Annotated in this window: 20 protein-coding genes and 2 pseudogenes; 11 read left to right on the forward strand and 11 right to left on the reverse strand. The window is 60.6% G+C overall.

The genetic code is table 11. The features are described from left to right. The first annotated feature begins 35 nt into the window (after nucleotides 1-35). Both G8O24_RS36480 and G8O24_RS36485 read left to right on the forward strand, forming a co-directional pair. A complete protein-coding gene (locus G8O24_RS36480; protein WP_188107353.1) occupies nucleotides 36-821 on the forward strand; it encodes an enoyl-CoA hydratase/isomerase family protein in 786 nt (261 codons plus the stop codon). Nucleotides 822-928: 107 nt separating this feature from the next. Then, nucleotides 929-2,101, forward strand: coding sequence for an acyl-CoA dehydrogenase family protein (locus tag G8O24_RS36485; protein WP_188107354.1), 1,173 nt, complete (start codon nucleotides 929-931; stop codon nucleotides 2,099-2,101). Between the two features lie 19 nt (nucleotides 2,102-2,120). Here G8O24_RS36485 and G8O24_RS36490 read toward each other — a convergent pair whose 3' ends face one another. Both G8O24_RS36490 and G8O24_RS36495 read right to left on the reverse strand, forming a co-directional pair. Continuing rightward, nucleotides 2,121-2,762 carry a TetR/AcrR family transcriptional regulator gene (locus tag G8O24_RS36490; RefSeq protein WP_188107355.1) on the reverse strand — a complete coding sequence of 214 codons (642 nt, stop codon included), beginning with the start codon at nucleotides 2,760-2,762 and terminating at the stop codon, nucleotides 2,121-2,123. 259 nt (nucleotides 2,763-3,021) lie between these two features. Continuing rightward, on the reverse strand, nucleotides 3,022-4,257 hold the full coding sequence (locus G8O24_RS36495; RefSeq protein WP_188107356.1) for an acyl-CoA dehydrogenase family protein: 1,236 nt from the start codon (nucleotides 4,255-4,257) through the stop codon (nucleotides 3,022-3,024). A gap of 36 nt (nucleotides 4,258-4,293) precedes the next feature. Between G8O24_RS36495 and G8O24_RS45765 the strand changes: the two genes are divergently transcribed. Both G8O24_RS45765 and G8O24_RS36505 read left to right on the forward strand, forming a co-directional pair. Then, nucleotides 4,294-5,109 (forward strand): IS91 family transposase, encoded by an 816-nt coding sequence (locus G8O24_RS45765; RefSeq protein ID WP_188107357.1) that lies wholly within the window; start codon nucleotides 4,294-4,296, stop codon nucleotides 5,107-5,109. A 355-nt stretch (nucleotides 5,110-5,464) separates the two neighbouring features. Next, entirely contained in the window at nucleotides 5,465-6,022 is a 558-nt protein-coding gene (locus tag G8O24_RS36505) for a hypothetical protein (RefSeq protein WP_188107358.1), read from the forward strand. A 385-nt stretch (nucleotides 6,023-6,407) separates the two neighbouring features. Here G8O24_RS36505 and G8O24_RS36510 read toward each other — a convergent pair whose 3' ends face one another. The 5 genes from G8O24_RS36510 to G8O24_RS36530 all read right to left on the reverse strand — a co-directional run bounded on the left by G8O24_RS36510 (nucleotide 6,408) and on the right by G8O24_RS36530 (nucleotide 11,110). Then, complete coding sequence (locus G8O24_RS36510; protein WP_188107359.1) at nucleotides 6,408-7,952, reverse strand: MDR family MFS transporter; 1,545 nt, start codon at nucleotides 7,950-7,952, stop codon at nucleotides 6,408-6,410. 4 nt (nucleotides 7,953-7,956) lie between these two features. Continuing rightward, nucleotides 7,957-9,123, reverse strand: coding sequence for an HlyD family secretion protein (locus G8O24_RS36515; protein ID WP_188107371.1), 1,167 nt, complete (start codon nucleotides 9,121-9,123; stop codon nucleotides 7,957-7,959). After that, nucleotides 9,116-9,598, reverse strand: a complete 483-nt coding sequence (locus G8O24_RS36520; RefSeq protein WP_188107360.1) for a MarR family winged helix-turn-helix transcriptional regulator — start codon at nucleotides 9,596-9,598, stop codon at nucleotides 9,116-9,118. The genes G8O24_RS36515 and G8O24_RS36520 overlap by 8 nt, the downstream gene beginning before the upstream one ends. A gap of 428 nt (nucleotides 9,599-10,026) precedes the next feature. Beyond that, nucleotides 10,027-10,266 (reverse strand): acyl carrier protein, encoded by a 240-nt coding sequence (locus G8O24_RS36525; RefSeq protein ID WP_188107372.1) that lies wholly within the window; start codon nucleotides 10,264-10,266, stop codon nucleotides 10,027-10,029. A gap of 244 nt (nucleotides 10,267-10,510) precedes the next feature. Next, nucleotides 10,511-11,110, reverse strand: coding sequence for a PepSY domain-containing protein (locus G8O24_RS36530; protein WP_188107361.1), 600 nt, complete (start codon nucleotides 11,108-11,110; stop codon nucleotides 10,511-10,513). 593 nt (nucleotides 11,111-11,703) lie between these two features. On the opposite strand from G8O24_RS36530, the gene G8O24_RS36535 reads away from it, so the two are divergent. The 4 genes and pseudogenes from G8O24_RS36535 to G8O24_RS36550 form a co-directional block, all read left to right on the forward strand. Continuing rightward, a complete protein-coding gene (locus tag G8O24_RS36535) occupies nucleotides 11,704-12,582 on the forward strand; it encodes an alpha/beta fold hydrolase (RefSeq protein WP_188107362.1) in 879 nt (292 codons plus the stop codon). Then, nucleotides 12,579-12,998: a hotdog fold thioesterase gene (locus G8O24_RS36540; RefSeq protein WP_188107363.1), complete on the forward strand. Its 420-nt coding sequence runs from the start codon at nucleotides 12,579-12,581 to the stop codon at nucleotides 12,996-12,998. Before G8O24_RS36535 ends, G8O24_RS36540 begins: the two co-directional genes overlap by 4 nt. A gap of 285 nt (nucleotides 12,999-13,283) precedes the next feature. Continuing rightward, nucleotides 13,284-14,513 carry an ABC transporter substrate-binding protein gene (locus G8O24_RS36545; protein ID WP_188107364.1) on the forward strand — a complete coding sequence of 410 codons (1,230 nt, stop codon included), beginning with the start codon at nucleotides 13,284-13,286 and terminating at the stop codon, nucleotides 14,511-14,513. 433 nt (nucleotides 14,514-14,946) lie between these two features. After that, a pseudogene (locus tag G8O24_RS36550) lies at nucleotides 14,947-16,011 on the forward strand (IS256 family transposase); the annotation flags it as partial. A 307-nt stretch (nucleotides 16,012-16,318) separates the two neighbouring features. Here the strand turns inward: G8O24_RS36550 and G8O24_RS36555 are convergent. After that, the gene (locus tag G8O24_RS36555) at nucleotides 16,319-17,536 is read right to left on the reverse strand and encodes an IS110 family RNA-guided transposase (protein WP_376708125.1); all 1,218 of its coding nucleotides are present in this window, start codon (nucleotides 17,534-17,536) and stop codon (nucleotides 16,319-16,321) included. 302 nt (nucleotides 17,537-17,838) lie between these two features. On the opposite strand from G8O24_RS36555, the pseudogene istA reads away from it, so the two are divergent. Together istA and istB are read left to right on the forward strand one after the other, a co-directional pair. Next, nucleotides 17,839-19,364 (forward strand): annotated as a pseudogene (gene istA / locus G8O24_RS36560) (IS21 family transposase). A gap of 17 nt (nucleotides 19,365-19,381) precedes the next feature. Then, on the forward strand, nucleotides 19,382-20,152 hold the full coding sequence (istB, locus tag G8O24_RS36565) for an IS21-like element helper ATPase IstB (RefSeq protein ID WP_188107366.1): 771 nt from the start codon (nucleotides 19,382-19,384) through the stop codon (nucleotides 20,150-20,152). 189 nt (nucleotides 20,153-20,341) lie between these two features. Here istB and G8O24_RS44045 read toward each other — a convergent pair whose 3' ends face one another. The 3 genes from G8O24_RS44045 to G8O24_RS44645 are packed head-to-tail and all read right to left on the reverse strand — an operon-like array spanning nucleotide 20,342 to nucleotide 21,827. Further along, nucleotides 20,342-20,872, reverse strand: coding sequence for an aromatic-ring hydroxylase C-terminal domain-containing protein (locus G8O24_RS44045; RefSeq protein WP_202988805.1), 531 nt, complete (start codon nucleotides 20,870-20,872; stop codon nucleotides 20,342-20,344). Continuing rightward, a complete protein-coding gene (locus tag G8O24_RS44050; RefSeq protein WP_311972557.1) occupies nucleotides 20,869-21,507 on the reverse strand; it encodes an FAD-dependent monooxygenase in 639 nt (212 codons plus the stop codon). Before G8O24_RS44050 ends, G8O24_RS44045 begins: the two co-directional genes overlap by 4 nt. Next, complete coding sequence (locus G8O24_RS44645; protein WP_311972558.1) at nucleotides 21,501-21,827, reverse strand: FAD-dependent monooxygenase; 327 nt, start codon at nucleotides 21,825-21,827, stop codon at nucleotides 21,501-21,503. The genes G8O24_RS44050 and G8O24_RS44645 overlap by 7 nt, the downstream gene beginning before the upstream one ends. A 317-nt stretch (nucleotides 21,828-22,144) precedes the next feature. On the opposite strand from G8O24_RS44645, the gene G8O24_RS36575 reads away from it, so the two are divergent. Further along, on the forward strand, nucleotides 22,145-23,029 hold the full coding sequence (locus tag G8O24_RS36575) for a helix-turn-helix domain-containing protein (RefSeq protein WP_188107367.1): 885 nt from the start codon (nucleotides 22,145-22,147) through the stop codon (nucleotides 23,027-23,029). Nucleotides 23,030-23,226 lie beyond the last annotated feature (197 nt).

Consider the following 23,226-nt stretch of genomic DNA (forward strand, 5'->3'; position numbering starts at 1 on the left):
CTAACATACGTTCGAATACATAAAAAGGCAGATCGATGTCAGACAATGAACCTATTCGTTACTCGGTCGAGGATGGCATCGCGACGATTACCATCGATCGGCCCGCGCGCAAAAACGCCTTGTCGGTTGAGGCGATGAACGGTTTGACCAATGCCTGGGAGCGTGTCGAAGGGGATTCCCAGGCGAGGGTGGTGATCCTGACCTCGGCTGACTGCGGCGTATTCTCCGCCGGTCTGGACCTCAGGCAGGCAGCTGAGATCAGGGCGCGTGACGGTGTCGATATACTGACCCTGATGCGCGATCCGATGCAAACGGCCATGCGCACCGTTTCAAAGCCGATCATCGCGGCGATGACTGGGTCGCTGATGGCGGGCGGGATGCTGCTGGCGCTTAAGTGCGACCTTAGGATAGGCTTACGCGGAACACGAGCCGGGATTACCGAGGTCAAGATGGGGCGGGGATCGCCGTGGGCAGTGCCGCTGCTCTGGATGTTGCCGCAACCGGTGCTGATGGAACTCGTCTTGACCGGCGAGACCCTGCCGATCGAGCGGCTCGCGGAATATGGCTTCGTCAACTATCTGGAAGAAACACCCGACGCTGTTCGTGCGAGTGCATTGCAGCTTGCGCGCAAGATTGTGGAAGGCGCACCATTGTCGGTGAGGGCGGCCAAGGCCAGCGTGTTGGCCGCGATGGACCTCGGCTGCGAGAAGGGACTCGTTGAGGCCAACAGACTTCATGTCGAAACCTACGCAAGCCTCGATGCCATTGAAGGCCCGAGAGCCTTTGCCGAGAAACGCAAACCGGTGTGGCAAGGTAAATAAGGCAAGGCAGATGAGGATTGTGCCGAATGATGTCCGCTTTCATGCTTTCAAGTCGATAGCGGATACCAATCCTTCCGACAATTTTTCCTTAGCCCGCAAGGTCAACGATGAGCACACACCACGTCGGCACCCCGAATCGCTCGGCTTATTTCGGCGAAGAACATGAATTGCTGAGAGCCCAGCTACGGCGTTTCGTTGAAGAGGAGATCAAGCCACACGCGCTTAAATGGGAACAGGACGGCATGGTGCCGCGCGAAGTGCTGCGGCGCATGGGCGAGCTTGGCTTTCTCGGTATCCGCTACCCAGCCGAATATGGCGGTTCCGATATGGATACGCTGGCGACAGTCGTGTTAGCCGAGGAGTTGGGACGATCGTCGTTCTCGGGCGTGGCGATCACGGTGCTGGTTCATACCGATATGGCGTCGGTACATCTCTACAACGCCGGCTCGCAGGCGTTGAAAGACCACTTTATGCCGGATGTCATTGCCGGAAAGAAGATCGTCGCGGTCGGGGTTACCGAGCCCGGCGCGGGCTCCGACGTGAAGGGCATTCGGACCACCGCGCGCCGCGACGGCGGCAGCTACGTGCTCAATGGCGCCAAGATGTTCATTACGAACGGCGTGCACGCGGATCTTTATTGCATCGCCGCCAATACCAATCCGGACATGCGGCCTTCCCAGCGTATCTCGATGCTGCTGGTAGAGAAAGGCACGCCCGGATTTCGTGTCGGACGTGCGCTCGACAAGCAGGGCTGGAGATCCTCGGACACGGCTGAGTTGTTGTTCGAGGACTGCCGGATTCCCGCCACGAACCTGCTTGGCGAGGAAGGGCGTGGCTTCTACGCGATCATGCGAAATTTTCAGAACGAGCGGATCGTCATCGGCGCGATGGCGATGGGCGAAGCACTAGCTGCGATTGAGATTACATTGGACTGGGTTACGCAGCGGCAGACCTTTGGCGCGCCGCTATGGTCCAGGCAAGCTATCCGTCATCGCCTGGCGATGCTGGCGGCCAAGGTCGAGGCAGGACGGCAACTTGTTTATCACGCTGCATGGCTGGTAACGCAGGGCACCGACGCGACCAAGGAGGTGTCGATGGTCAAGGCCTATTGCGGCGAGCTCGTCAACGAGGTGATGTACGCGTGCCTGCAGTTTCATGGCGGCATGGGTTACATGCGCGAGAGTACGATCGAGCGAATGTCACGCGACGCGCGCGTTCAGTCGATCGGTGGCGGTGCCACCGAGGTGATGCTGGAGGAGGTTGCCAAGCGAATGCGTTAAAGCCGCACACAATCGGTCGTTAGTGTGGCAAAATACCATTGAAGATTAACAACGTGGTGCGGTCCGCCAAGTCTTGCACCGAGCTATTTTTTCGCGCATCAAACCACTCAACTGTCCAATTCATAGCACCAAGAATAAACCTGCGTAGCGGAACAATCAATATCTCCGGGCGGATTTCGCCGGCACGCTGCGCATCCACCAGCATGTCATCCCAATATTTGCCATAGGCGCGGCGCAGTGGACGATGTCGCTTCTTGATGCGTTCGGGCAACTGCCCGTAGACACGCATATTGGCGGAGGTATAGTCGCTCTCTTGCAGCAGGGTGACGAGATGAGCTTTGATCGCGGCGCTGATCTTGTTCCGGTGCGACCCCTTGCCAAGGTCATTCACGCTTGCCTTTACTGCATCGAATATGCGTTGCAACCCGAGTTCGAGGATTTCGTCCAATATCGCGGTTTTCGAATCGAAGTGGTAGTAGATGCTGCCTGCCTTCATTCCCGCCTTGTCAGCGATCTGTCGAAGCGTAGTGGCGGAATAGCCCTGCTGTCGAAAAAGCTGTGCCGCGACCCGAAGGATAAGGTCTCGTGAAACGTGCGATTTCGGCGGCACGGAAAGTGCCACATTTTTACGCTTGGGCTCGCGCTTGGCAACCCGCTTCATTCTCGATGAAGATTTCAAATCTTGCTCGCTCAAACCCGAATGGCATCACCGTACAAAGCCCAGCTCTTGCACCAGATGAGTAATGCCGTGTAATAGACCAACAAGGCTGTTCGGGCAACATTGCGAAGCGCTGAAACTACTTTCAATGGGCGGCCAGCGAACGACTCAAGCCTCGGACGATACATCATCACGATCCGACCGTAATAGACGGATCGGCCTCTTGCAAGGGAGCCGGGCCTGGTCCCATTGGTCTGGCCGGCTACAACTCGATATCGCCGGCCAGCAGCCGCTGCGCGATGGTGCGTGCCAGGATCTCGTTGGTGCCGTCGGCAATGTTGATGATTCGCAAATCCTGCAAGGCATGGACGAGGCCGACCTCGTTGGTAAGGCCCATGGCGCCGTGGGCCTGTATCGCTTGATCGACGGCTCGATAGCCCACCTGTACGGCGTAGGCTTTCGCCATCGACAACTCCTTCACGGCCCGCTCGCCACTATCGAGCAGCATCGCGGCGTTGAGTCCCATCAGATGCGCGGCGTGAAGTTCAGTGGCGGCGCGCGCGAGCGGGAACGAGACGCCCTGATACTCGGCGATCTTGGCGCCGAACGCCTCACGCTGCTTTACATAGCCGAGCGCCTTCTCGATCGCCCAGCGGCCCTGACCAACCGCACGTGCCGAATTGTAGATCCGCCCGAGCGAAACGCCATAGAGCGCGAGCTTGAAGCCGTCGTCGAGCGCGCCGACGAGTTGCCACGGCTCAACCCTGATGTTCTCAAGCACCAGCGCGCCTTCATGACCGCCGGGATGACCGAAGAGCCGCACCACGCTTTCAACTTCAAACCCCTCGGCGTCGGTCGGCACCAGAAAGCCGCTGATCCCGCCGGCTTTTCGCTGCGCCTTACCCGGATCGGTGACGGCAAACACGATGCACCATTCCGCGGTGGGCGAGTTCGTGGTCCAGAGTTTCCGTCCGGTGATGCGCCAGCCGTCTCCATCGCCCACCGCGCGGGTCTTTATCATGCTGGCGTCCGAGCCCGCTCCTGGTTCCGACAGTCCGAAACACATCGAGGTGCGTCCCGTGATCATTGCGTCGAGACAGCGCGCCTGCGCCTCCGGTGTCGCTTGCGTCAGCATTGCGCTCGGCCCAAAGGCCCAATGAGCGATCACCCAGGGCGTCAGGATCGAATGGCCGCCGATTCGTCGGTAGACGGCCTCCCAGGCGACGTAATAGGCAAGATGTCCGAGCCCGCCGCCGCCAATCGCGGCTGGCGCACACATCGCGTAGTAACCTGCCGCGGCGGACGCCATGCGCACCTCGCGGATCAGCGCGCGCACCTCCGGCGCATAACGCCCGTCGGCAGCATAGGTGAGGCGCGGATCATTGAGCAGCGCGTGGTTGCGCTCCAGGCGCGGGAGAACCTCGGCTTCGACAAACCGCATGACCCCATCGCGCACCGCAACCACGTCTTCGGGAAGCTGAAAGCCGATTGCGCTCATGTTATCATCTCCGTGTTGAGCCTAGGACGGCTGCGGGTGAAACTTCTTCCTGGCCGTCAAACCGCTGTTCAGACTGTTTCGCACACTTTTCCTCAAACGTCTGTCAGCAGCCTTCAGCGTCGGCGCCTTACGTTCTTCGGTGACCTTGGGTCTCTGGCCGCGCTCGATGCCTTCAGGGGTTGCATCACTGCCATGCAACGCATCAACTGGGTCGTCTACGCCAAGCGACCCTTCGGCGACCCCACACTGGTCCTGGCCTATCTCGTCCGCTACACCCATCGCGTTGCGATCGCCTACAGCCGGCTCGTCGCTTTCGACGACGATCATGTCGCCTTTACCTGGAAGGACTATCGCCAAAACAGCGCAACAAAAATCATGAATCTCAGGCCCGACGAGTTCATTCGCCGCTTCCTTCTTCATACGCTGCCCGACGGGTTCCACCGCATCCGCCACTTCGGCTTCATGGCCAACCGCCACCGCGCCGCCAAGCTTGCCCTTTGCCGCTCCATTCTTAATCATGAGCGGACAGCGCAAAACAATAGCGAGCCGTTGCACGTGGATTCGAGCGCTCAGACCTGGGCCGAGGTTCCCGCCTCTCCTGATTGTGGTGGCGTCATGCGCATCATCGAGCGCTTTCGACACAGCTTTAGCCGCGCCAGCCCTCGAACATCGCCGTTCCGATGCGACACATCGCGAGCCAGCTCATGCTTTGCACGACGATCATCATTCGTCATTCCGCTCCCAGAGTCTCGATCATCGCGAACATTCCCAAATCCGTGCGGCCACACAGAGGAGCGACAACCATTCGATGTAGCAGAAAGTCAACCGCGTTCTCCGGCGAAGCGCGTCTGACCTCAACTCTTCCCCGATGCGTACATCTCGTGTCTCTGTGTTACGCGCTGAGCCAGCAGATCGGGCCTTGCGATCTCGAACAATGACCATAGCTGCAAAACCGCGCATATACTCCCGCACCCTTCGTGTTCAGTCCGGCTCCAATGAGGTCGCGTCATAAGCGCCTGCCGCGCCCTCGCGTGAGCGCGGCCTCATAGAACGCTCCAGATTCTCTGCTGCTCTATCCAGGAGCAGAGATCCCGTGCGAAGCAACCCGTTTTGGCTGAACGAACTCCAGCCTTTGAGCGTCGGGTTGACCCGGCCGAAATCATAGTGTGAACGCGGCCCCGCCACCACGACAAAGGCCGGCCTCACGGTGCGCTGCGAGCTCGACCTGTGGACGACCCGGCTTTTGGCACGTCACGCACGCGAGCACGGGCCAACGGCGGGGCACGAATGTCTCGCCAAGCTGGTTCAAGGCACCGTGTGCAAGATCCTCGGCCAGGAGGAAATCAAGCCGCACAAGGTGCGCTACTATCTGGAACGTCGCGATGCCGAGTTCGAGCAGAAGATGGCCGAGGTTCTGTGCGTTTATCGCGAGGTCCAGGTTCTGAAGAGAGCCGCCGCCAAGTCGCGCAAAGCCATCAAGCGGGTGGCGATCGTTTCCTACGACGAAAAGCCGGGAATCCAGGCCATCGCAACGACGGCACCCGATTTGCCGCCCAAGCCCGGCGTCCACGCGAGCTTCGCGGGATTACGAGTACAAACGTCATGGCACGCTGAGCCTGTTGGCCGGAATCGACCTGCTTACCGGGAAGGTCCATGCGCTCGTCAGACCGCGCACATATCGAGAGAAACAAGAGCCTGGCTCGACGCTCGACCGCCTGGACGCTTCGAATTTACCTTCACGCCCAAAGCATGGTTCGTGGCTTAATCTCATCGAGGGCTTCTTCTCCAAATTCGCGCGGTCGGTCTTGCGCCACATCCGGGTCACCTCAAAACACGAACTCAAAGAGCGCACTATGGCCGGCATCGACGACGTAAATCGCCACCCCGTCATCCACACTTGGTCATACAAACTCGCCGACGCCGCCTGATATGATTCAAACCAAGGAAACGCTGACCTAGGAGTCAGACATCGGGCTGCTGACCCTCTCCTATGACAACCCGGGCATCTTGATCCGGCAGATCTTGAAGAAGTTTGACCAGCTCCCGCACCTTCATCGTGACCTCACGCTAAACTTTCACCTGGGTTGGAAACATCGGCGCATGAGAACGACAACTACCGAAGTCTGGGAATACTTTGCAGCAGCGTGTCGTCACTCCATCACTGCGTGCTCCGGCCCTGCTGCCTGCTTGCGCAGAGCGGCCTTGGTCGATCCGATCATGATGGCGAGCGGGATCGAGACGAGGATGAACAGCATGACGAGTTGATAGTCTTGTGAGAATGCGATGATCTGAGCCTGAACGGCGACCATCTTGTCAGCCAAGGCGCGTCCAGCGTCGGTGGACAGGTTGATGATGCCCCTGACATCAGGCATCTGCAGGGCGTGGTTGAACGGGTTGACGTGTTCGGACAGGATCGCATAAGTGCGGCGCGTTCCCTGCGTGAGTTGGGCGATTACGATCGAGATCCCGATCGAGCTTGCGACATTGCGCAACAGCGTCAGCATCGAGGTGCCGTCGGTGCGCAGGTGGTTTGGAAGCGTTAGAAACGAAACGGTCGACAGTGGCACGAAAACCAGACCAAAACCGAAACCCTGGAAGACGCTGACGGTGACAATCTCCGGAACTTGAGTCATTTCGGTCCAGCCGGTCATCTGGAACAGCGAGCCCGCCGTCAGCGCGAGTCCCGAGATGATCAACGTACGGGCCTCGAAGTAGCGCATGAGGCGACCGACCATCATCATGGCCAGGAACGTGCCGAGGCCGCGGCTCGCTAGCAACATGCCGGCGGTAATGATGGGATAGCCGATGACGTTCTGCAGGTAGGGCGAGGCCAGCGCCATGGTGGAGTACAGCACCAACCCCATCACCGTCATGAAGATGCAGCCCGTCACGAAATTGCGATCCTTGAACAGCGCGAACTGGATGAACGGCCGCGCGGTCGTGAAGGAGTGGGCGAAAAAGTAGTAGAAGCCCACGGCCGAGACGATGAACTCGCCAACGATTTCGTTGGATTCGAGCCACCCCAGCTGCTCACCGCGGTCAAGGGCTAGCTGCAAGGACCCGATGGCGACCGCGAGTGCCACGAAGCCGAAAAAGTCGAACCGCAAGGTGAGATCCTTCTTGGTCTCGTCCATGAAAGCCATCAGACCGAGCACCGTCAGTGCGCCAAAAGGAAGATTGACGAAAAACACCCAGTGCCAGGAATAGGTCTCGGTGAGCCAGGCGCCCAGTGACGGGCCCATGATCGGGCCCATCATCACGCCCATGCCCCAGATCGCCATCGCCTTCGCCCGTTCCTGGAGTGTGTAGGAATCGAGCATCACAGTCTGCGACAGCGGCACCAGGGCCGCGCCGAACACGCCCTGCAGCAGGCGGAACAGCACCATCTGGTTGATATCCTGCGCGAGCCCGCACAGGACTGAGGCGATGGTGAAGCCGGCCGAGCATATGATGAAGATGCGCTTGCGCCCGTAGCGGTTGGCGATCCACCCCACAGGCGCAGTCATGATCGCGGCAGCCACGATATAGGAGGTCAGCACCCAGTTGATCTGGTCCTGCGACGCCGACAGCGTGCCCTGCATGTAGGGCAGGGCCACGTTGGCGATGGTGGTGTCCAGCGCCTGCATGATCGTTGCGGTCATGGCGCAGATGGTCACCATGTTCCGGCGCAGGCCCGGAGGCAGTGGACCCGACATCAGGTCAGTCCTTATCCTGGTTGGCGGTTGCCGACAGACCGAGCAGGCCCGCGAGCGTGCGTTTGTGACCGGTGTCTATGGTGGCGTAGACGCTCATGCCAGCCTTCAGTCTCTTCACGTATTTGTCGTTCTCGTCAAAATAGATCCGCACTGGCACGCGCTGCACCACCTTGACGAAATTGCCGGTCGCGTTCTGCGGCGGCAGGATCGCGAATTGCGCGCCAGTGCCCGGCGCGAGAGAACCGATTGTGCCCGTGAACACATGACCAGGGAAGGCGTCGACCTCGAGCGTCACCTTTTGCCCGACCGCCACATGGGTGAGGTCGCTCTCCTTTGGATTGGCGTCGACCCACGGGTGGGCAACGTCGATGACGGAAAACACCGGCGAGCCCGCGGCAACGAAGCGGCCAAGCTGGATCTGGTCCACCTGCGTCGCGACACCCGCCATCGGTGCGCGCAAGACCGTGTGATCGAGGTTACGCTCGGCATCCTCTAGCTTCGCCTTAGCCTGCGCATAGGGCGGAAACTGCTCCAGCGGCAGTTCGGGATTGCCTAGCAGTTGCGTCTTAGCGTTGGAGAGCTGCTGCTTGATGAATTGCACTTGTGCGCTCGCGGTCACCATCGCATTGGCCGCGTTGTCGAGGTCGAGCTGAGACCCGAAATTGTTCTTCACCAGTTGCTGTTTGCGTTCGACATCGCGCTGCTTCAGATCGACGCCTTGCTGGGCAAGATCAAGCATCTGGCCGTAGATCTTCACGTTCGCTACCAGATTGTCGTAGCTCGTCTTCGCTTGGGCGAGCTGCGCTTTGGTCTCGTCTACCGCAAGGCGAAACGGCACGGCGTCGATCTCGAACAGCTCGTCACCCTGTTTCACGGTCTGGCCTTCCTTAACCAGCACCTTGATGATCTTGCCGGAGATGTCGGGTGTAATCAGCACCTTCTGGGCGCCGACATAGGCATCATCGGTGCCGACATAACGTCCGCCGTGCAGGTAAAACGCCAGTCCGCCGAGTGCGGCAGCAATGGGCAGCACTACCAACAGAAGAGGACGGCGATAACGGCGCAGACCTGCCATCATACGGCGGCGCGGTTCGGCAGCGACCTTCCCGGTCGGCTTGCCGTCGGGCGCGGCCTTCTGCTCAGGCGCGAATTTGACGACTTGATCAGCCATAGCGCGGCTCCTTGCGTACCTGCTCGGCGCCGGCATTTTGAAGTGCGTTACGCACGTTTTCCTTGATCGCTTCCAGTTGTGTCAAAAGACGGTGGGCGTCCGCCGGGAGAATGCCGTCGAGCGCGGTCGCCGTGAGTTCGGATCGCAGACCGCTCAATTTGCCGAGCAATTGACGTCCAGCTTTCCGAAGATGAAGCCGTTTGATGCGACGATCGTTTGCATCCCCCCGCCGCTCGATCCAATCGCTCTCGCACAGCTTGTCAACCAGTCGCGTCAACGTGATCGGCTGCATCTCCATCTGATCGGCAAGTTCCGCCTGGCTCATGCCCTCGTTGCGGTCCACCTTGGCCAGGACCGCCCATTGCGCCCGGGTGATGCCAAACCGCGCGGCTTCCTTGTCTGCATACACGCGAAGGACGCGTGTCAGCTCGGCAAGAGTAAACAGAAAATTCTGGTCTACAGAACCGCGGCTCATAAGCTCAATCTCCATAACTTCGGTATATTATAAGCTAGCTTATATGTGACAGTCAAGCGCCGGCGCCATACAAAATGCCCGGATGTCCAGGCTGGATGAGAGCGAAGGGGCTCAAGAGCGATAGCGCGCTGGCGGTGACAGACGTCTGCTCAGCAGCAATCTTGTCGATCATTCCGGCTTGCGACGGGCGCTCTGGCCGTGGTCAGGTGCTCGGCCAAGACTTATTGGGTGGCCGCTGTCGGACGCCGGTCTGCGGTGAAGCCCTTGGTTGCGCAAAGCAGGAGGATCGATGCGCGATCCTACGGTGGTGATCGGCAAAGAGAACGATGGCAGTGCAACCTCGCAAGACATCGCCTCGCGACGAATTGCCGCAAACAAAGGAGGATACGCGACCGCGGGCGATCGATCCTCATCGGCCCAAGGCATAACTACGTCTTTACTTTGCCTTCAAGATATTGCCTCGCGTCTGCCACCGTGACGATCGACTCTGCGACCTCGTCGGGAATCTCGCAGCCGAAGGCCTCTTCGAGGGCTATGATGAGCTCAATTGTGTCAAGGCTATCGGCACCCAGATCCTCGATGAACCGCGCCGAGTCGTTGATCTTTTCCGGCGCAACATTCAAATGCCGGCCAACTATTTCTCTGATCCGATGGCTAAGGTTATCCAAAGCTGGGGCCCACGCACTGGCACTATCGAACATTGCGGCGGACTCCAAAAACGCGTCAAGGGGGGAAGCGGTTCCCTGTAGCCGCCACAAATGAAAGCCGGTAAAGCCCACGGAACATTGATCAACGCTGAATTGGGCCACGCGCCTCGGATCCGCCGCCACTGCGATGTCGACGACTAACGCCAACTGATGAGGACGTTTAGCCGCACCACGGAGCCGGATCATAGGGAAGGCAAAAGAGCGATCATGGACGCCTTGCTCCGGGTGTTTCTAGAATAATTTCCTTCAAGTGGTTGCCGCTAACGATCAAGACGAGGAAATGCAACTTACCATCCTTGTTCAGAAGACTTGCGCCAATCGCCTTTCCGTCTGCGGCCTTCTCCGCGATAAGCACGGCGTCCGACAATTTTAGCCGAACGCTCTCCAGGGCGACGAAGTTATTCCGATCCTCAGTATCCAGATTCTCCAGGGACAGGACGGTTTCATGGCCCGCAACCTCTCCGGTTTTCCCATCGATTGCATTTTCCCAGATCCGAGCTTTCCCGGTCGTTCTTACCTTGTAAACGGCGGACACCGACGAGCTATCGAAGGTGACATCCGCAGCCCTCGACCCGGCGTGCAGTTGCTGCGCGATCGCGATTGCCCGCCGCAATGACACTTTGGCTTCGCGGAAGAGTTCGAGTTCACGTCTAGCCGCATCATTGTCGGCATCCTCGTTGTCGACTTGAACTGCAGCTAGATCCTGCAAGAGAAGCGTCGTGGCGTCGGACCAAACGATCGCCTGCGACGGCGAGCACGCCACGAGCGGCAGGAGAGGAATGAGATACAGGATTGTCTTTGACATCAGCCATATCCGTAATGATCGAGCCCTTACCCATCTAGCCAACTGCTTCCGCGGGCTCGCTGCATCGCGACGTCTTGTATGCAAGACTATCATAAGCTTGCTTGTTTAAGCAAAATGCCCTATTGTTATTTGGAGACGGCTTAAACTGTCGCGCGTTGGATGCGGCCCTCGCTTCGTCCATCGTGCAAATAAGAATAGGCGGAAGGGATGCGGGACGCCCTCATGAACCAGAAAGCTGGATCAAGCTCGGTGCCAATATCCGCGGTAGTTGGCGCTGGGTTGGCCTTCGGGATAGCCCTCGCTATCCTCAGCCTTATGTGTGTCCTTTTTGTATGATGCTGCCCTCCACCAATCCCTGTTTCGCAGCAATTCAGCCAGGCTAGATGTTTACAATCAACGCAAAGCGCTTCCACTTGCCAGGAGGACGAGCAATCTGGGGCGAAAAGATCGCGATAAAGTGCGTTGCACAACGTTCGAAAGATTTGGCAGTTCGAACCAAGTCGGCATGGCTAAGCGGCGATGGAGGAAAGTGATGTTGAGGTCCTTTGCGGATCATTTAGTCGAGCAACAATTCCCTGGTACCAGGTAGTTACATGACGCCGACGATGCTTGCCGGGTACCAGGGCCACCCGATTGCGGCCTCGATCGAAGGGAGTGAGCAGGCCTTCCCGGTCGTCCTGGCGCACGGCGGAGGGCAGACGCGTCGCGCCTGGAAGGCGATTTCAAAACTTCTGGCAAGCCATGGATTTCGCGCAATCGCAATCGACATGCGCGGCCATGGCGACAGTTCCTGGGCTAAGGACGGAGCCTATGATCTCCGCGATTTTGCAAGTGACCTTGTGGCCATCGGGAACGCGAGCACCCGAAAGCCCGCCTTGATTGGCGCCTCGCTCGGAGGGCTGGCAGGCATTATCGCCGAGGGCGAGCTTAGCCCTGAGAGCTTTGCATCGCTCACGCTGGTCGACATCACTCCGCAAATGGAACCGGAAGGTGTGGCCAGGGTGGTCGGCTTTATGGCCGCGCATGCGCGCGAAGGCTTTGCCTCGCCGGAGGAGGCCGCGCAGGTCATCTCTCAATACTTGCCGCATCGGCAAAGCCGGAAGGCTTCGCCGGGGCTTCAGCGATATCTTCGTCTGGGGGAAAACGGGAGGTACTACTGGCATTGGGATCCCGCATTCATCGAAGGCGTGATGCAGGCCCGAATAACGGACGTCGAACTCATCGATCATCGACGTGCGGCCTTGAGCGCCGCAGCTTCACGATTGCGCTTGCCGGTGCACCTGATCCGGGGAGGGTCTAGCGATCTGGTCTCGCCCGAGGCCGTGGCCCATTTCAGGAGCCTGGTTCCACACGCCGACTATAGCGACATTGCGGACGCCACACATATGGTGGTTGGAGACCAGAACGACGCCTTTGGCCAGGCCATCGTTGAATTTCTGGTTCGTACGCACGGGGCTGAGGTGGCCCGGTGAGTTCGGAGCAGACCAAGCCTTACGATCTCGAGCAATTGCGGGAGCGCCTGCAGGTCGCGCCCTTCCATCGCTGGCTGGGCATCAATCTGGTTACCCTAACCCGGGATGAGCTGATCCTCGAAATGCCTTGGCGTGACGAGATTGTGTCCAATCCCAAGATCGCTTCCGCGCATGGCGGCATTCTTTCTGCATTGATCGACCTGACGGGGCTGTACACGATTCTCGCATTTGGAGGGACAGCGCGCGCGACCATTGATCTGCACGTGGACTTCCACCGACCTGCAATACCCGGCCCGCTGTGCGCAATTGGCCGACCTGTCAAAATTGGGCGGCAGATGAGTGTTGCCGCAACACGAATCGTCAGTGGTGACGGCGCCCTCCTGGCGAGCGGGAGAGGCGCTTATGTTGGTGGCTAGGCTGACAATGCGCCGTTGTTTGAGCTTGACCAAGATGCCATTCGCTTTGCGTCAGAGCCAACAAGCTGATCGCGGTCAGAAGCTCCGGTGCCACAGCAACTTACCCTCAGGTGCTCGGGTCGGGATCCCGGCCCCAAGTCCTACGCTCGACTCGCCCAGCGGCTTGACAAACTATGTGCCTGCTACGTGCTTGGCCTCAGCGACAAGCGCCGAGGCCCCCAGAACGTTATACGGCACCGTCGCGTCACAAGAAAAGATACTCATCGATAATAAAGGGAGACAAAAATGACTGCCGTTACCGACAAATTCGCCGCTGCTTCTATCGCGCTCACCTTGTTGGGTCTCTCGACGTGCACCGCGCTGGCGCAGAAGAGGTACGATACCGGGGCCACGGACACTGAGATCAAGGTCGGCAACATCATGCCCTATAGCGGCCCGGCATCCGCCTACGGTGTGATCGGCAAGACCGAAGAAGCTTACTTCAGGATGGTCAACGACCGCGGCGGCATCAATGGTCGGAAGATCAATTTCGTCACCTATGACGACGGCTATTCCCCGCCGAAGGCCGTCGAACAGGTTCGCAAGCTCGTCGAAAGCGACGAGGTACTCCTCGTTTTCAATCCGCTCGGCACCCCCTCGAATACGGCGATCCAAAAGTACCTCAATTCCAAGAAAATTCCGCAATTGTTCGTCGCCACCGGCGCCACCAAGTGGAACGATCCGAAGCATTTTCCCTGGACCATGGGCTGGCAACCATCCTACCAGAGCGAAGCCCAAATCTATGCGAAATGGCTGATGAAGGAGAAGCCCGACGCGAAGGTAGCAATTCTCTACCAGAACGATGACTTCGGAAAGGACTACGTGAAGGGCACCAAGGACGGCTTCGGAGCCAAGGCCTCCAGCATCATCATGGAAGAAAGCTATGAAGTTTCCGAGCCGTCGATCGACTCCCATATCGTCAAGATCAAAGCCGCCAATCCCGACGTCCTGCTGATCTACACCACGCCGAAGTTCGGCGCCCAGACCATCAAGAAAACAGGCGAACTCGGCTGGAAGCCGTTGCAGATCATGACCAACGTATCAGCCTCAGTCGGCAGCGTTATGCAGCCCGCGGGCTTCGACAACGCTCAGGGCGTGATATCCGCGGCCTACGCCAAGGATGCAACTGATCCGCAATGGGCCAAGGACTCCGGCATGATGAAATGGTCCGAATTCATCGACAAGTACATGCCGGGAGCTGACAAGACTGACAGTGGCCACGTCTATGGCTATGGGGCCGCCCAGACCCTGGCGAAGGTGCTTGAAATGTGCGGCGACGATCTGACACGCGCCAATGTCATGAAGCAGGCAGCGAGCCTGAAGGAGTTTACCCCTGACACTCTTCTGCCCGGCGTCAAAATCAACACCGGTCCGGCCGACTTCGCGCCGATCAGCTCGCTTCAGCTGATGAAGTTTCAGGGCGAGAAGTGGGAGCTGTTCGGCGACATCATCAATGGCGACGTCGCGACAGAATGACGATCAGCGAAGCCCGCGCTGACGGCATGCTTTTTTTCGACGTTCGATCTCCTTCGATGTGTGTCGCCCTGCGAAATGCTTACGACCTGAGCGGAACATGGGAGGCGGACTGCTGGTTTCCGGATTGACCGATCCAAAATTCCGGAGAATTCAATCCCAGGTGTGTCGATTACGGCCGATACGGCACAATCTGGGGGAATGCGGCCCCGGCCTTATTGCCCCCCTGTCCTCAGGGCCGGGGCCGTTTTTCTCTTCAGGAGGATGTCACTTCGCCTGGGCCTCCGGCCTCGCGATCTTTTGCCACCGATCGGAGTGTGTGGGTCTGCCAGGGCGGGTGCCGTCGCGGAGTTGGTTGGAAATGAGGGTGGCGTAGTCTCCGGGGTGTTCAACCTCGAATCATCCGGCGTTGAAGCGTCGGACTGGAGACCACGCCATGACGAGCATTACCACGAAGTCTGATTCCTCGCAGCTTGAAGCAGAGACGGCTCCCCAGCTTTTCGACAGTTGGTTCGACCCGATCGAGACCGAGGTGCGCGCTCGGGCGCGTGAGTTCATCGAAGAGCTGATCCGCGGCGAGCTCGACGCCGTGCTGGCACGCCCGCGTTACGGGCGAAGCCAGATGGCCAGCAATGCAGAAAGAGCGGGCGTTGCGGGCCATCGCCACGGCAGCCGGACGCGTTCGCTGACAGGCACATTCGGGCCGATCGAGATCGAGGTGCCGCGCGCCCGGCTGAACACCCCCGAGGGCAAGACGGCGGAATGGAAGAGCCAGGCGCTGCGGGCCTATCAGCGCCGCACACTCGCCGCTGACGCCCTGATCGCGAGCACGTATCTCGCTGGCACCAATACGCGGCGGGTGCGTCGCGCGCTCGCGGCCTTGTTCGGCGGTGCGGTCGGCAAGGACACGGTGAGCCGGACGTGGCGCAAGGTGAAAAGCGACTGGGACGCCTGGAGCACCCGCTCGCTGGCCGAGGAACCGATCGTGCGCCTGATCCTCGATGGCACCGTGGTGCGCGTGCGGCTCGACCGCAAGGCGACCTCCATCTCGCTGCTCGTCGTTCTCGGCGTGCGCGCGGACGGCCAGAAGGTGCTGCTCGCGATCAAGAGCATGGGCGGCGAGAGCGCCGAGGCCTGGCGCACTGTCCTCGACGACCTCATCAAGCGCGGACTGCGACAGCCCAATCTCCTCATTGTCGACGGCGCGCCGGGGCTCGACAAGGCCATCGCCGCCGTCTGGGACGGCGTGCCGGTCCAGCGCTGCACGGTCCACAAGCACAGGAACCTGTTCGCGCACGCGCCCGAGCGCCTGCATGACGAGATCACCGCGGATTACAACGACATGATCTACGCGGCGACGCGTGAGGAGATCGAAGCGCGCCGCAAGGCCTTCATCCGCAAATGGAGGCTCAAACACCGCGCCGTCGCCGACAGCCTAGAGGAAGCCGGCGACCGGCTCTTCACCTTCGCCCAACTGCCGCCGAGTCAGTGGCGTACAAGCGATTTTTTCATGACCGAGATGACGCTTGCTGGAAATCGCGTACGTCCATTCTTTTGTTCGGCCGCGCCGCAGGTCATTCTTCCGTCCCGGCCACCGATCTCGCAGCCGCCGCGCGCAGGGGCGGTCAAGGCTGGCCGCATTTGCGGCCACCGCAAGGCTTGGCCTTGACCGGCCCGAGCACGGTGGCACGCTGCATGGAACGGGACTGGCCAGGCTGGAAGTTGCCGTCAGCTGCGATTATGGTTGTCGGGCGCGGGCGACCTCGTGGCGAAGCGTGACGCGTCGGCTGCAAGCGTCACCGGACTGCCTATGTTGTCTTGCCGAATTGAGGCGCCCGCGCGCCCGCTCTTGGCCGCCGCGCTTTCCATTGCGACACGAATTGTTCGTAGTTTCGCTCCGCCTGGGCGGCAATCACCATCTCGCGGTCGCGCAGCGCCTTGATGTTGTAGGCATAGGCAGGTCCACGCCGGTTGCCTTTCTGTTGCGGATGTCCGGCTTGAAGTTGCATTGCGCGGGTCTTGTTGGCGACCAGCGCTGGGCGCGCCCACAGGTAATCTTCGCCCTTCGTCAACAAATGCCAGCAGAGCACAGTGAGCTTGCGAGCCACGGCCACCGCGGCGATCTGATGGCCGCGCCGGGCGCGGATGCGGACGAAAAAAGCATGCAGTGGACCGGGCGCCTTGGCCGCGGCCCAGGCCGCCTCGACCAGCATGGCGCGCGCGTGACTGCGGCCGATCTTGCTGATGCGACCGTGATGGGCAGCTCCCAGTCCCGACTGCCGCACCCGCGGGTTCAGCCCGAAATAGCTGACCAGCTTCTGCGGGCTGTTGAATCGGCTGATGTCGCCGATCGCCGCCACGATCCCGGCGGCGACCGCCAGATTGACGCCGGTGATTGTCATCAATCTGTTGACCGCGGGATCGTCCATGGCGTCCTGCGCGATCTCGCGGTCGAGCAGGGCCAGGTCTTCCGCCAACCGGTCAAGCTCACGGACGTGCCGATCGATCGCTGCGCGTTCATCGTCCGGCAACTGTTGAGCGGCCAACCACGCCCGGCCGCGGGCGTTGAAAAGATCGGCATGCGGGCACTTTGGGATCAGGTGCGCGTGCAGGATCGAATGCACCTCGTTCTTGAGCCGCGTGCGGTGCCGTACGACCTGGTAGCGCCGCGCCACCAGCCTGCGCTTGCGTTCGGTCTCCGCGTCCGGCGTCCAGATCTGCGGCAGATACCCGGCCGCCTGCAGACTGGCGAGCGTGCCGGCATCGATCTTGTCGGTTTTGACGTGAGCCTGGGCGATCGCTTTCACCTGCAGCGGATTGGCGATAATCACCCGCGCCACAAACGGCACCAGAACCCGCGACACCGCCATGCTGTTGGCAGTCGCTTCGACCACCACCTCATCGCTGGCCAGCAGGGTCTTGCGAAACCCCTCCAGCGCAGTCCGTGTCATATCAACGCGGCCCGCATGTCGGAGCTTGCCGTCTTCCCAAAACACCACCTCCCCGAAAGTTCGGTGGACGTCGATGCCAATCACCCGTCGCATTTGCACCTCCTGCTTGATATATGACGAGAGCTGCGGGCGACACGACAACTACGGATTCGCGCTCTCGGCGCAACCGGGCGAGTCGCAGAGTGCGTGTTCCAGCCGATCGTGATCACCGATTCCAGGCCATCGTGATCACTCATTCCAGAGCAGCGTGATCACCATTTCCAGCCGATCGTGATCGCTATTTCCAGCGATCGCGATCGGGGGAACGGGGAGGCGCGCACCGCTGACAGTCTGCAACCCGGGTAGCTTGGTCTTTTGCCTAACCGCAGAGGATCGAGATGCCGACCGAGAGACTGTCCATGCGCCACATTCGTGAAGCTCTACGCCTGCACTACAGCGTCGGCATGTCGCAACGCGCCGTTGCCCGCAGCCTGGGCTTGGCCCAAGGCACGGTCAGCAAGTACCTGAACCGAACCCGCCGCGCCGGCCTGACCTGGCCGTTGCCGCCGGAGCTGGATGACGATGTCCGGCTTGAGAACCGCCTATATCCGCCACCATCCGATCGGCCCAGCGACGAGCGTCCGCAGCCCGATTGGGCGCTCGTGCATCGCGAGCTGCGGCGCCCGAACGTCACGCTGATGCTGTTGTGGGAGGAGTATTGCGACGCGAGCTCCGACAGCTTCAGCTATTCGTGGTTCTGCGAGCGTTACAAGGAATGGGCCGGCCGCCTCAAGCCGACCCTGCGCCAGGTGCATGTCGCCGGCGAGAAGCTGTTCGTCGACTATTCCGGCCACACGATGGAGGTGGTTGACGGGCTCAGCGGCGAGGTACGCAGCATGCAGATCTTCGTCGCCGTGCTCGGCGCCTCGAACTACACCTATGCCGAAGCCAGCTTCAGCCAGAGCCTGCCGGACTGGATCACCTCGCACGTTCGGGCCTTTGCCTATTTCGGCGGCGTGGCCCGGCAGACGGTGAGCGACAATCTGAAGGCCGGCGTCACCCGGGCCTGCTTTCACGAGCCGATGGTCAACCGGACCTATGCCGATCTCGCCCGCCATTACCGCACCGCCATCGTTCCGGCACGGCCATATCGGCCGCGGGATAAAGCCAAGGTCGAGGTCCAAATTGTCGGGCGATGGATTCTCGCGCGTCTGCGCAACCGCCGCTTCTTCTCGCTCGCCGCCCTCAACGAGGCAATTTACGCGCTCCTTGTCGAGCTGAACGATCGACCTCTCCGGAGCTGGGGGCGAAGCCGGCGCGAACTGTTCGAGGAGCTCGATCGCCCGGCGCTGATACCCTTACCGGATGAGCCGTACGAGTATGCCGAGTGGAAGCGCTGCCGGGTCAACCTCGATTATCACGTCGAGATCGCCAAGCATTACTACAGCGTCCCTCACAACCTCGTGCATCAGGAGGTCGAGGCTCGCATCACCCAAAAGACCGTCGAGATTTTCCTCCGCGAGTGGCGTCGCATCTGCGCAGCACCCTGCCGCATCGTCCGACGACGATTCCCGAGCATATGCCGAGCTCACATCGCCGCTATCGCGACTGGACCCATGAGCGCATTCGTTCCGAAGCCGCCAGGGTCGGTCCCGATGTCGAGACGCTGATCGAGGTCATCCTGCGCTCGCGGCCGCATCCGGAACAGGGCTTCCGCTCGGCCATCGGCATTCTCGGGTTGGTCAAGCGCTATGGCCAGGAACGCGTCGACGCCGCCTGCGCCCGGGCGCTGCTGCTCAACGCCCGTTCGTACAAATCGGTCGCCGCCATCCTCAAGAACGGCACTGACAGAACCGCTCCTCCCGCCGAGGAGGCGCCCATCCTCTTCCACGCCAACATTCGTGGCCGCACTTACTACAATTGATCAGGAGAGATATCAGCATGCTCATTCACCCCACCGTCGATCGCTTGCGCGCCCTCGGCCTTGCCGCCATGGCCGACACCTTCGTCGAACTGCAGAACAATCCCGAGGCGGCCGAGATGCCGCACGCCGATTGGCTCGGCCTCCTCGTCGATCGCGAGATCACTGCCCGCGACAACCGCCGCCTTACGCGCCGCTTGAGCAGCGCCAAGCTCCGTCAAGCCGCCACCATCGAGAACGTCGACTATCGCACCGCCCGTGGTCTCGATCGTTCGCTCTTCCAGAACCTCGTCACCTGTCAATGGATCCGTGAGGCCAACCACCTGGTCATCGTCGGCCCAACCGGCACCGGCAAGTCCTGGCTTGCCTGCGCGCTCGGCAACAAGGCCTGCCGCGACGGCTTCTCCGTGCTCTACAAGCGGGCACCCCGCCTGTTCGCAGATCTCGCGCAGGCGCGCGGCGAAGGCCGTCTGGCCCGCCTGATCGCGGCCCTCGAGCGCGTCAATCTCCTCATCCTCGACGACTGGGGACCTGAACCGCTTACCGCCGACCAGCGCCGGGATCTGCTCGAGATTGTCGATGATCGCTACGACAAGGGATCCTTATTGATCACAAGTCAGGTCCCCGTGTCGCAATGGCACGCCATGACCCTCGCCGCCATCGATCGCCTCGTCCACCACGCCACGATCCTCGAAATGAATGTCGACAGCTATCGGCGAAAAGCGGCTGTCGACAAAGCGCGCGGAGCCGGACGACCGCCAACGCGCGCGACAATCAAAGGCTCATCCTGATTGTCGCTCCACGACAATCAAATCAAGCGTCACGAAAATATCCCTTGCGTTATCGTCGGGCCGCGACAATCATCCTCCCGCCGCACTCCGAGCAGGAGTGCCGGAACTTCCTCAAAGCCGCTGGATATGCCCACGATTAAGCGCTCGATGCTCTAGTGTCACTCATGACTGTGTCTCGCTGGCTTGTTGTCAGACGAACAGCGGCGTGCCGCTGGGTTTGGATGGTTCGGACTGCTTCTCGCGCGGAAAGGCAGAAGAAAGACTCGGAAGGTCGAGAACGGCGCGGATTGCCGCGCTCAGCTTCTCCGCGGCATCCCTGGGGTCGGGCGTTCCTTCCTTGTCGCGCCAGGCCACCACTCCGTCCGGTCGCACAAGGAGCGCGCCGGCCTCCTCGATCTCGCGGGCGCGCTGCCACTCGCAGTACAGGTCTTGCGCTTCGGGCGAGCCGGCCACGACGATCCGCAGGACCGGCAGATCAAGGCGGCGAACCGCATCCTTCCAAGCCGTGCCGGCGAGGCCGGTCACGACAGTGAAGAGACCCTTTCCAGTGACGTCCAGCGTCGACATGCGCGTACCGTCCGGGCCGACGAGCCATGCGTGCGGAATCTTCGCACCCGGTCGCGTCGTCGGCTGATTGTAGAGGTCGCGGTCGCGCCGCCATTTTTCCGGCTTCGCCCCCTCGTCCGGAACGACGGCCGAGGATTCGTACCGCTGGTTCATCTCGACGCCTTGGGCGTTGAACTCTCAGTCTGCTTGAGGTCGAGCGCTGCCTGCGCGGCCTTTCTGGCAGCGACGCCCTCCGGACCCGGATCGCGGAAGCGCACGATCCCGGCGGCCACCGCATTCTCCGCGCCCTGCACCCGGAAACAGGCATTCAGCGGAGCGTAGTCGAGGCGCGACTGATTGGCGCGCTGCACAACCTGCTTACCGACGGGAGCTCTCTCCTGCGAATAGCTTTCCAGGAGCTTCGGTCTGGCCCAGCCCTTGACGGAGTAGGCGAGTTTCCAACCGAGATTGTGGGCATCCTGCACGCAGGTGTTGTTGCCCAGGCCGCTCGACGGAGGATGCCGGTGGACAGCATCGCCGCCGCAGAACACGCGGCCCCTGGAATATTGAGTCACATAGGCCTGGTTGACGTACCAGATCGACGTTCTCACGATGTCGAGCCCGATCACCGGATCGCCGATCAGAATCCCGATCTTTTCACGGACGTCACTTTCGGAGAGATCGGGCTCCCCCTTGTCGATGTCGAACCCCCGTCCGGCGATCCATTGCGTCCAGGGCCGCACGGCGCGGAGAAGGCTCATGCCGATCTCGCCGAAGCTCGCATCCGGCGTGACGATCCAGTTCAGGATGCTGGGACGATGTTTGCTGTACCTGGAGAGGTCGGCTCGGTGTTGGACGCGAACGTTGCGCCCTTTTCGGCCGCCTTCTGGAACAGGATCGGCTCGAGCAGCGGCTGAATGATGTCCACCATGCCGCAGGGACTTGCTCGCAGGTAGTCGCCCCGGCGGTCGTCCCCCGTCCCCCAAGTCCGCATCCGGATCAGTTCGGGTCCGGCGAGGCTGGTGGTGAAGGTTGTGTCGCCCATCTGCTCCCAAGGGCTCGCGTAGCGGGCGACGTCCTCCGAGATTCCGAGATCCCGGAAGACTTCGTTCGCGCGCTGGTTCGTGATGTGAGCGCGGGGTGAATCCCAGAGGCGATCTCAACTCGATCGCCTCTATCAGCGTGTCATCGACGATCTCAACACCCTCGTCCAGGCCGTCGGCCTAAAAGCGGCATGACTTCAACCTCAAACGAGAACAAAATCCCCACTAAAGGCACGATAACGGTCCAACCCGGTGCCGGACTGGCTATCCATTTGCCCGCCGCGCTCGCCCCGTCTTCGCAACCCGGCCGGCTCCGGATGGCGACACCCGCTCCGGATAGCGTTTGACAGCTTTGCCGAATGATTCGATAATAAAAAAAATTTGACGGGGAGGATTAAAGCCTATGGAGCGGCTGGTTCCGCCGGACGAGATTCCGCGCTGGATCCCGGGGAAACTGACGCTGGACAGCAGCGGATCCCGGTGGCGTGGCGTGACACTGAAAGGCTATGAGTACGCCGACCTTCATGTCGCCATTCCGTCGATGCGTGACTACATGATCGTTGTCTACGAAGGCGAAGCAGCCCGCATGGGACGACGATGCGGGGGACCTTGGGAGTATCATCGGGTCGAGCCTGGCGTAGTTTCTCTTTTGACGCGCGCGGAACAGTCGGAATGGGCGTGGTCACGGCCGATCTCGGTGTCCCACGTCTATCTCTCCCATGACGCGATCACCAAGGTTGCCGGCGACATTTACGACCGCAACATAGCGGATGTCGAAATCGGCGATAAGGTGCGCGCGGTCGACGACTTCCTCCCTTGGGTCAGCCGCACGCTTCGGCAGGAACTGAGCGGCGGCGAGATTGGCGGACGCGTGATGGTAGAGACTTTGCTCACGCAGGCTTGCGTGCATGTCCTGCGTAGCTTTGCCCACACCAAATTCCGCGAGCCAAGGAGTTCGGGTACCTTCACCCCGGCCGAGCGCAGAATCCTGACCGAGTACTTGGCCGAGAAACTGAGAGCTGATGTCTCGCTCGCCGATATGGCTGGCGCAGTAGGGCTCAGCGTATTCCATTTTTCGCGCAAGTTCCGTGCCGAGTTCGGCTGTCCGCCGCATCAGTGGCTGGTACGCGAACGGATTAAGCGCGCGAGCGAGTTGATCAAGCGCCAATGTCTGCCTTTAAAGGAAGTCGCGTTCGAGGCGGGCTTCGCCGATCAGAGCCACATGACGAGGCTCTTCTGCCGGCATTACGGAATGACCCCCGCTGAATACCGGCGGACTTTCGACTGATGGCGGACGCGCGCTTGGACATGACGTGACCAGCTTAGAGACTTCTCTGATTGGGACCCATTAGTCGTCCGTTCTTTAATCGCGGGCACGGTGTCAACCCCGATCGACAAACATGATCCACTGCCGGGTTCATGGTTCTTTCCGCGGTCGTCTCGATGCAGGAGCGCCGCATGATGGCGTTCAAGAGGTGTAGCATC

Source organism: Bradyrhizobium campsiandrae, from assembly GCF_014529705.1.
Lineage (GTDB): Bacteria > Pseudomonadota > Alphaproteobacteria > Rhizobiales > Xanthobacteraceae > Bradyrhizobium > Bradyrhizobium campsiandrae.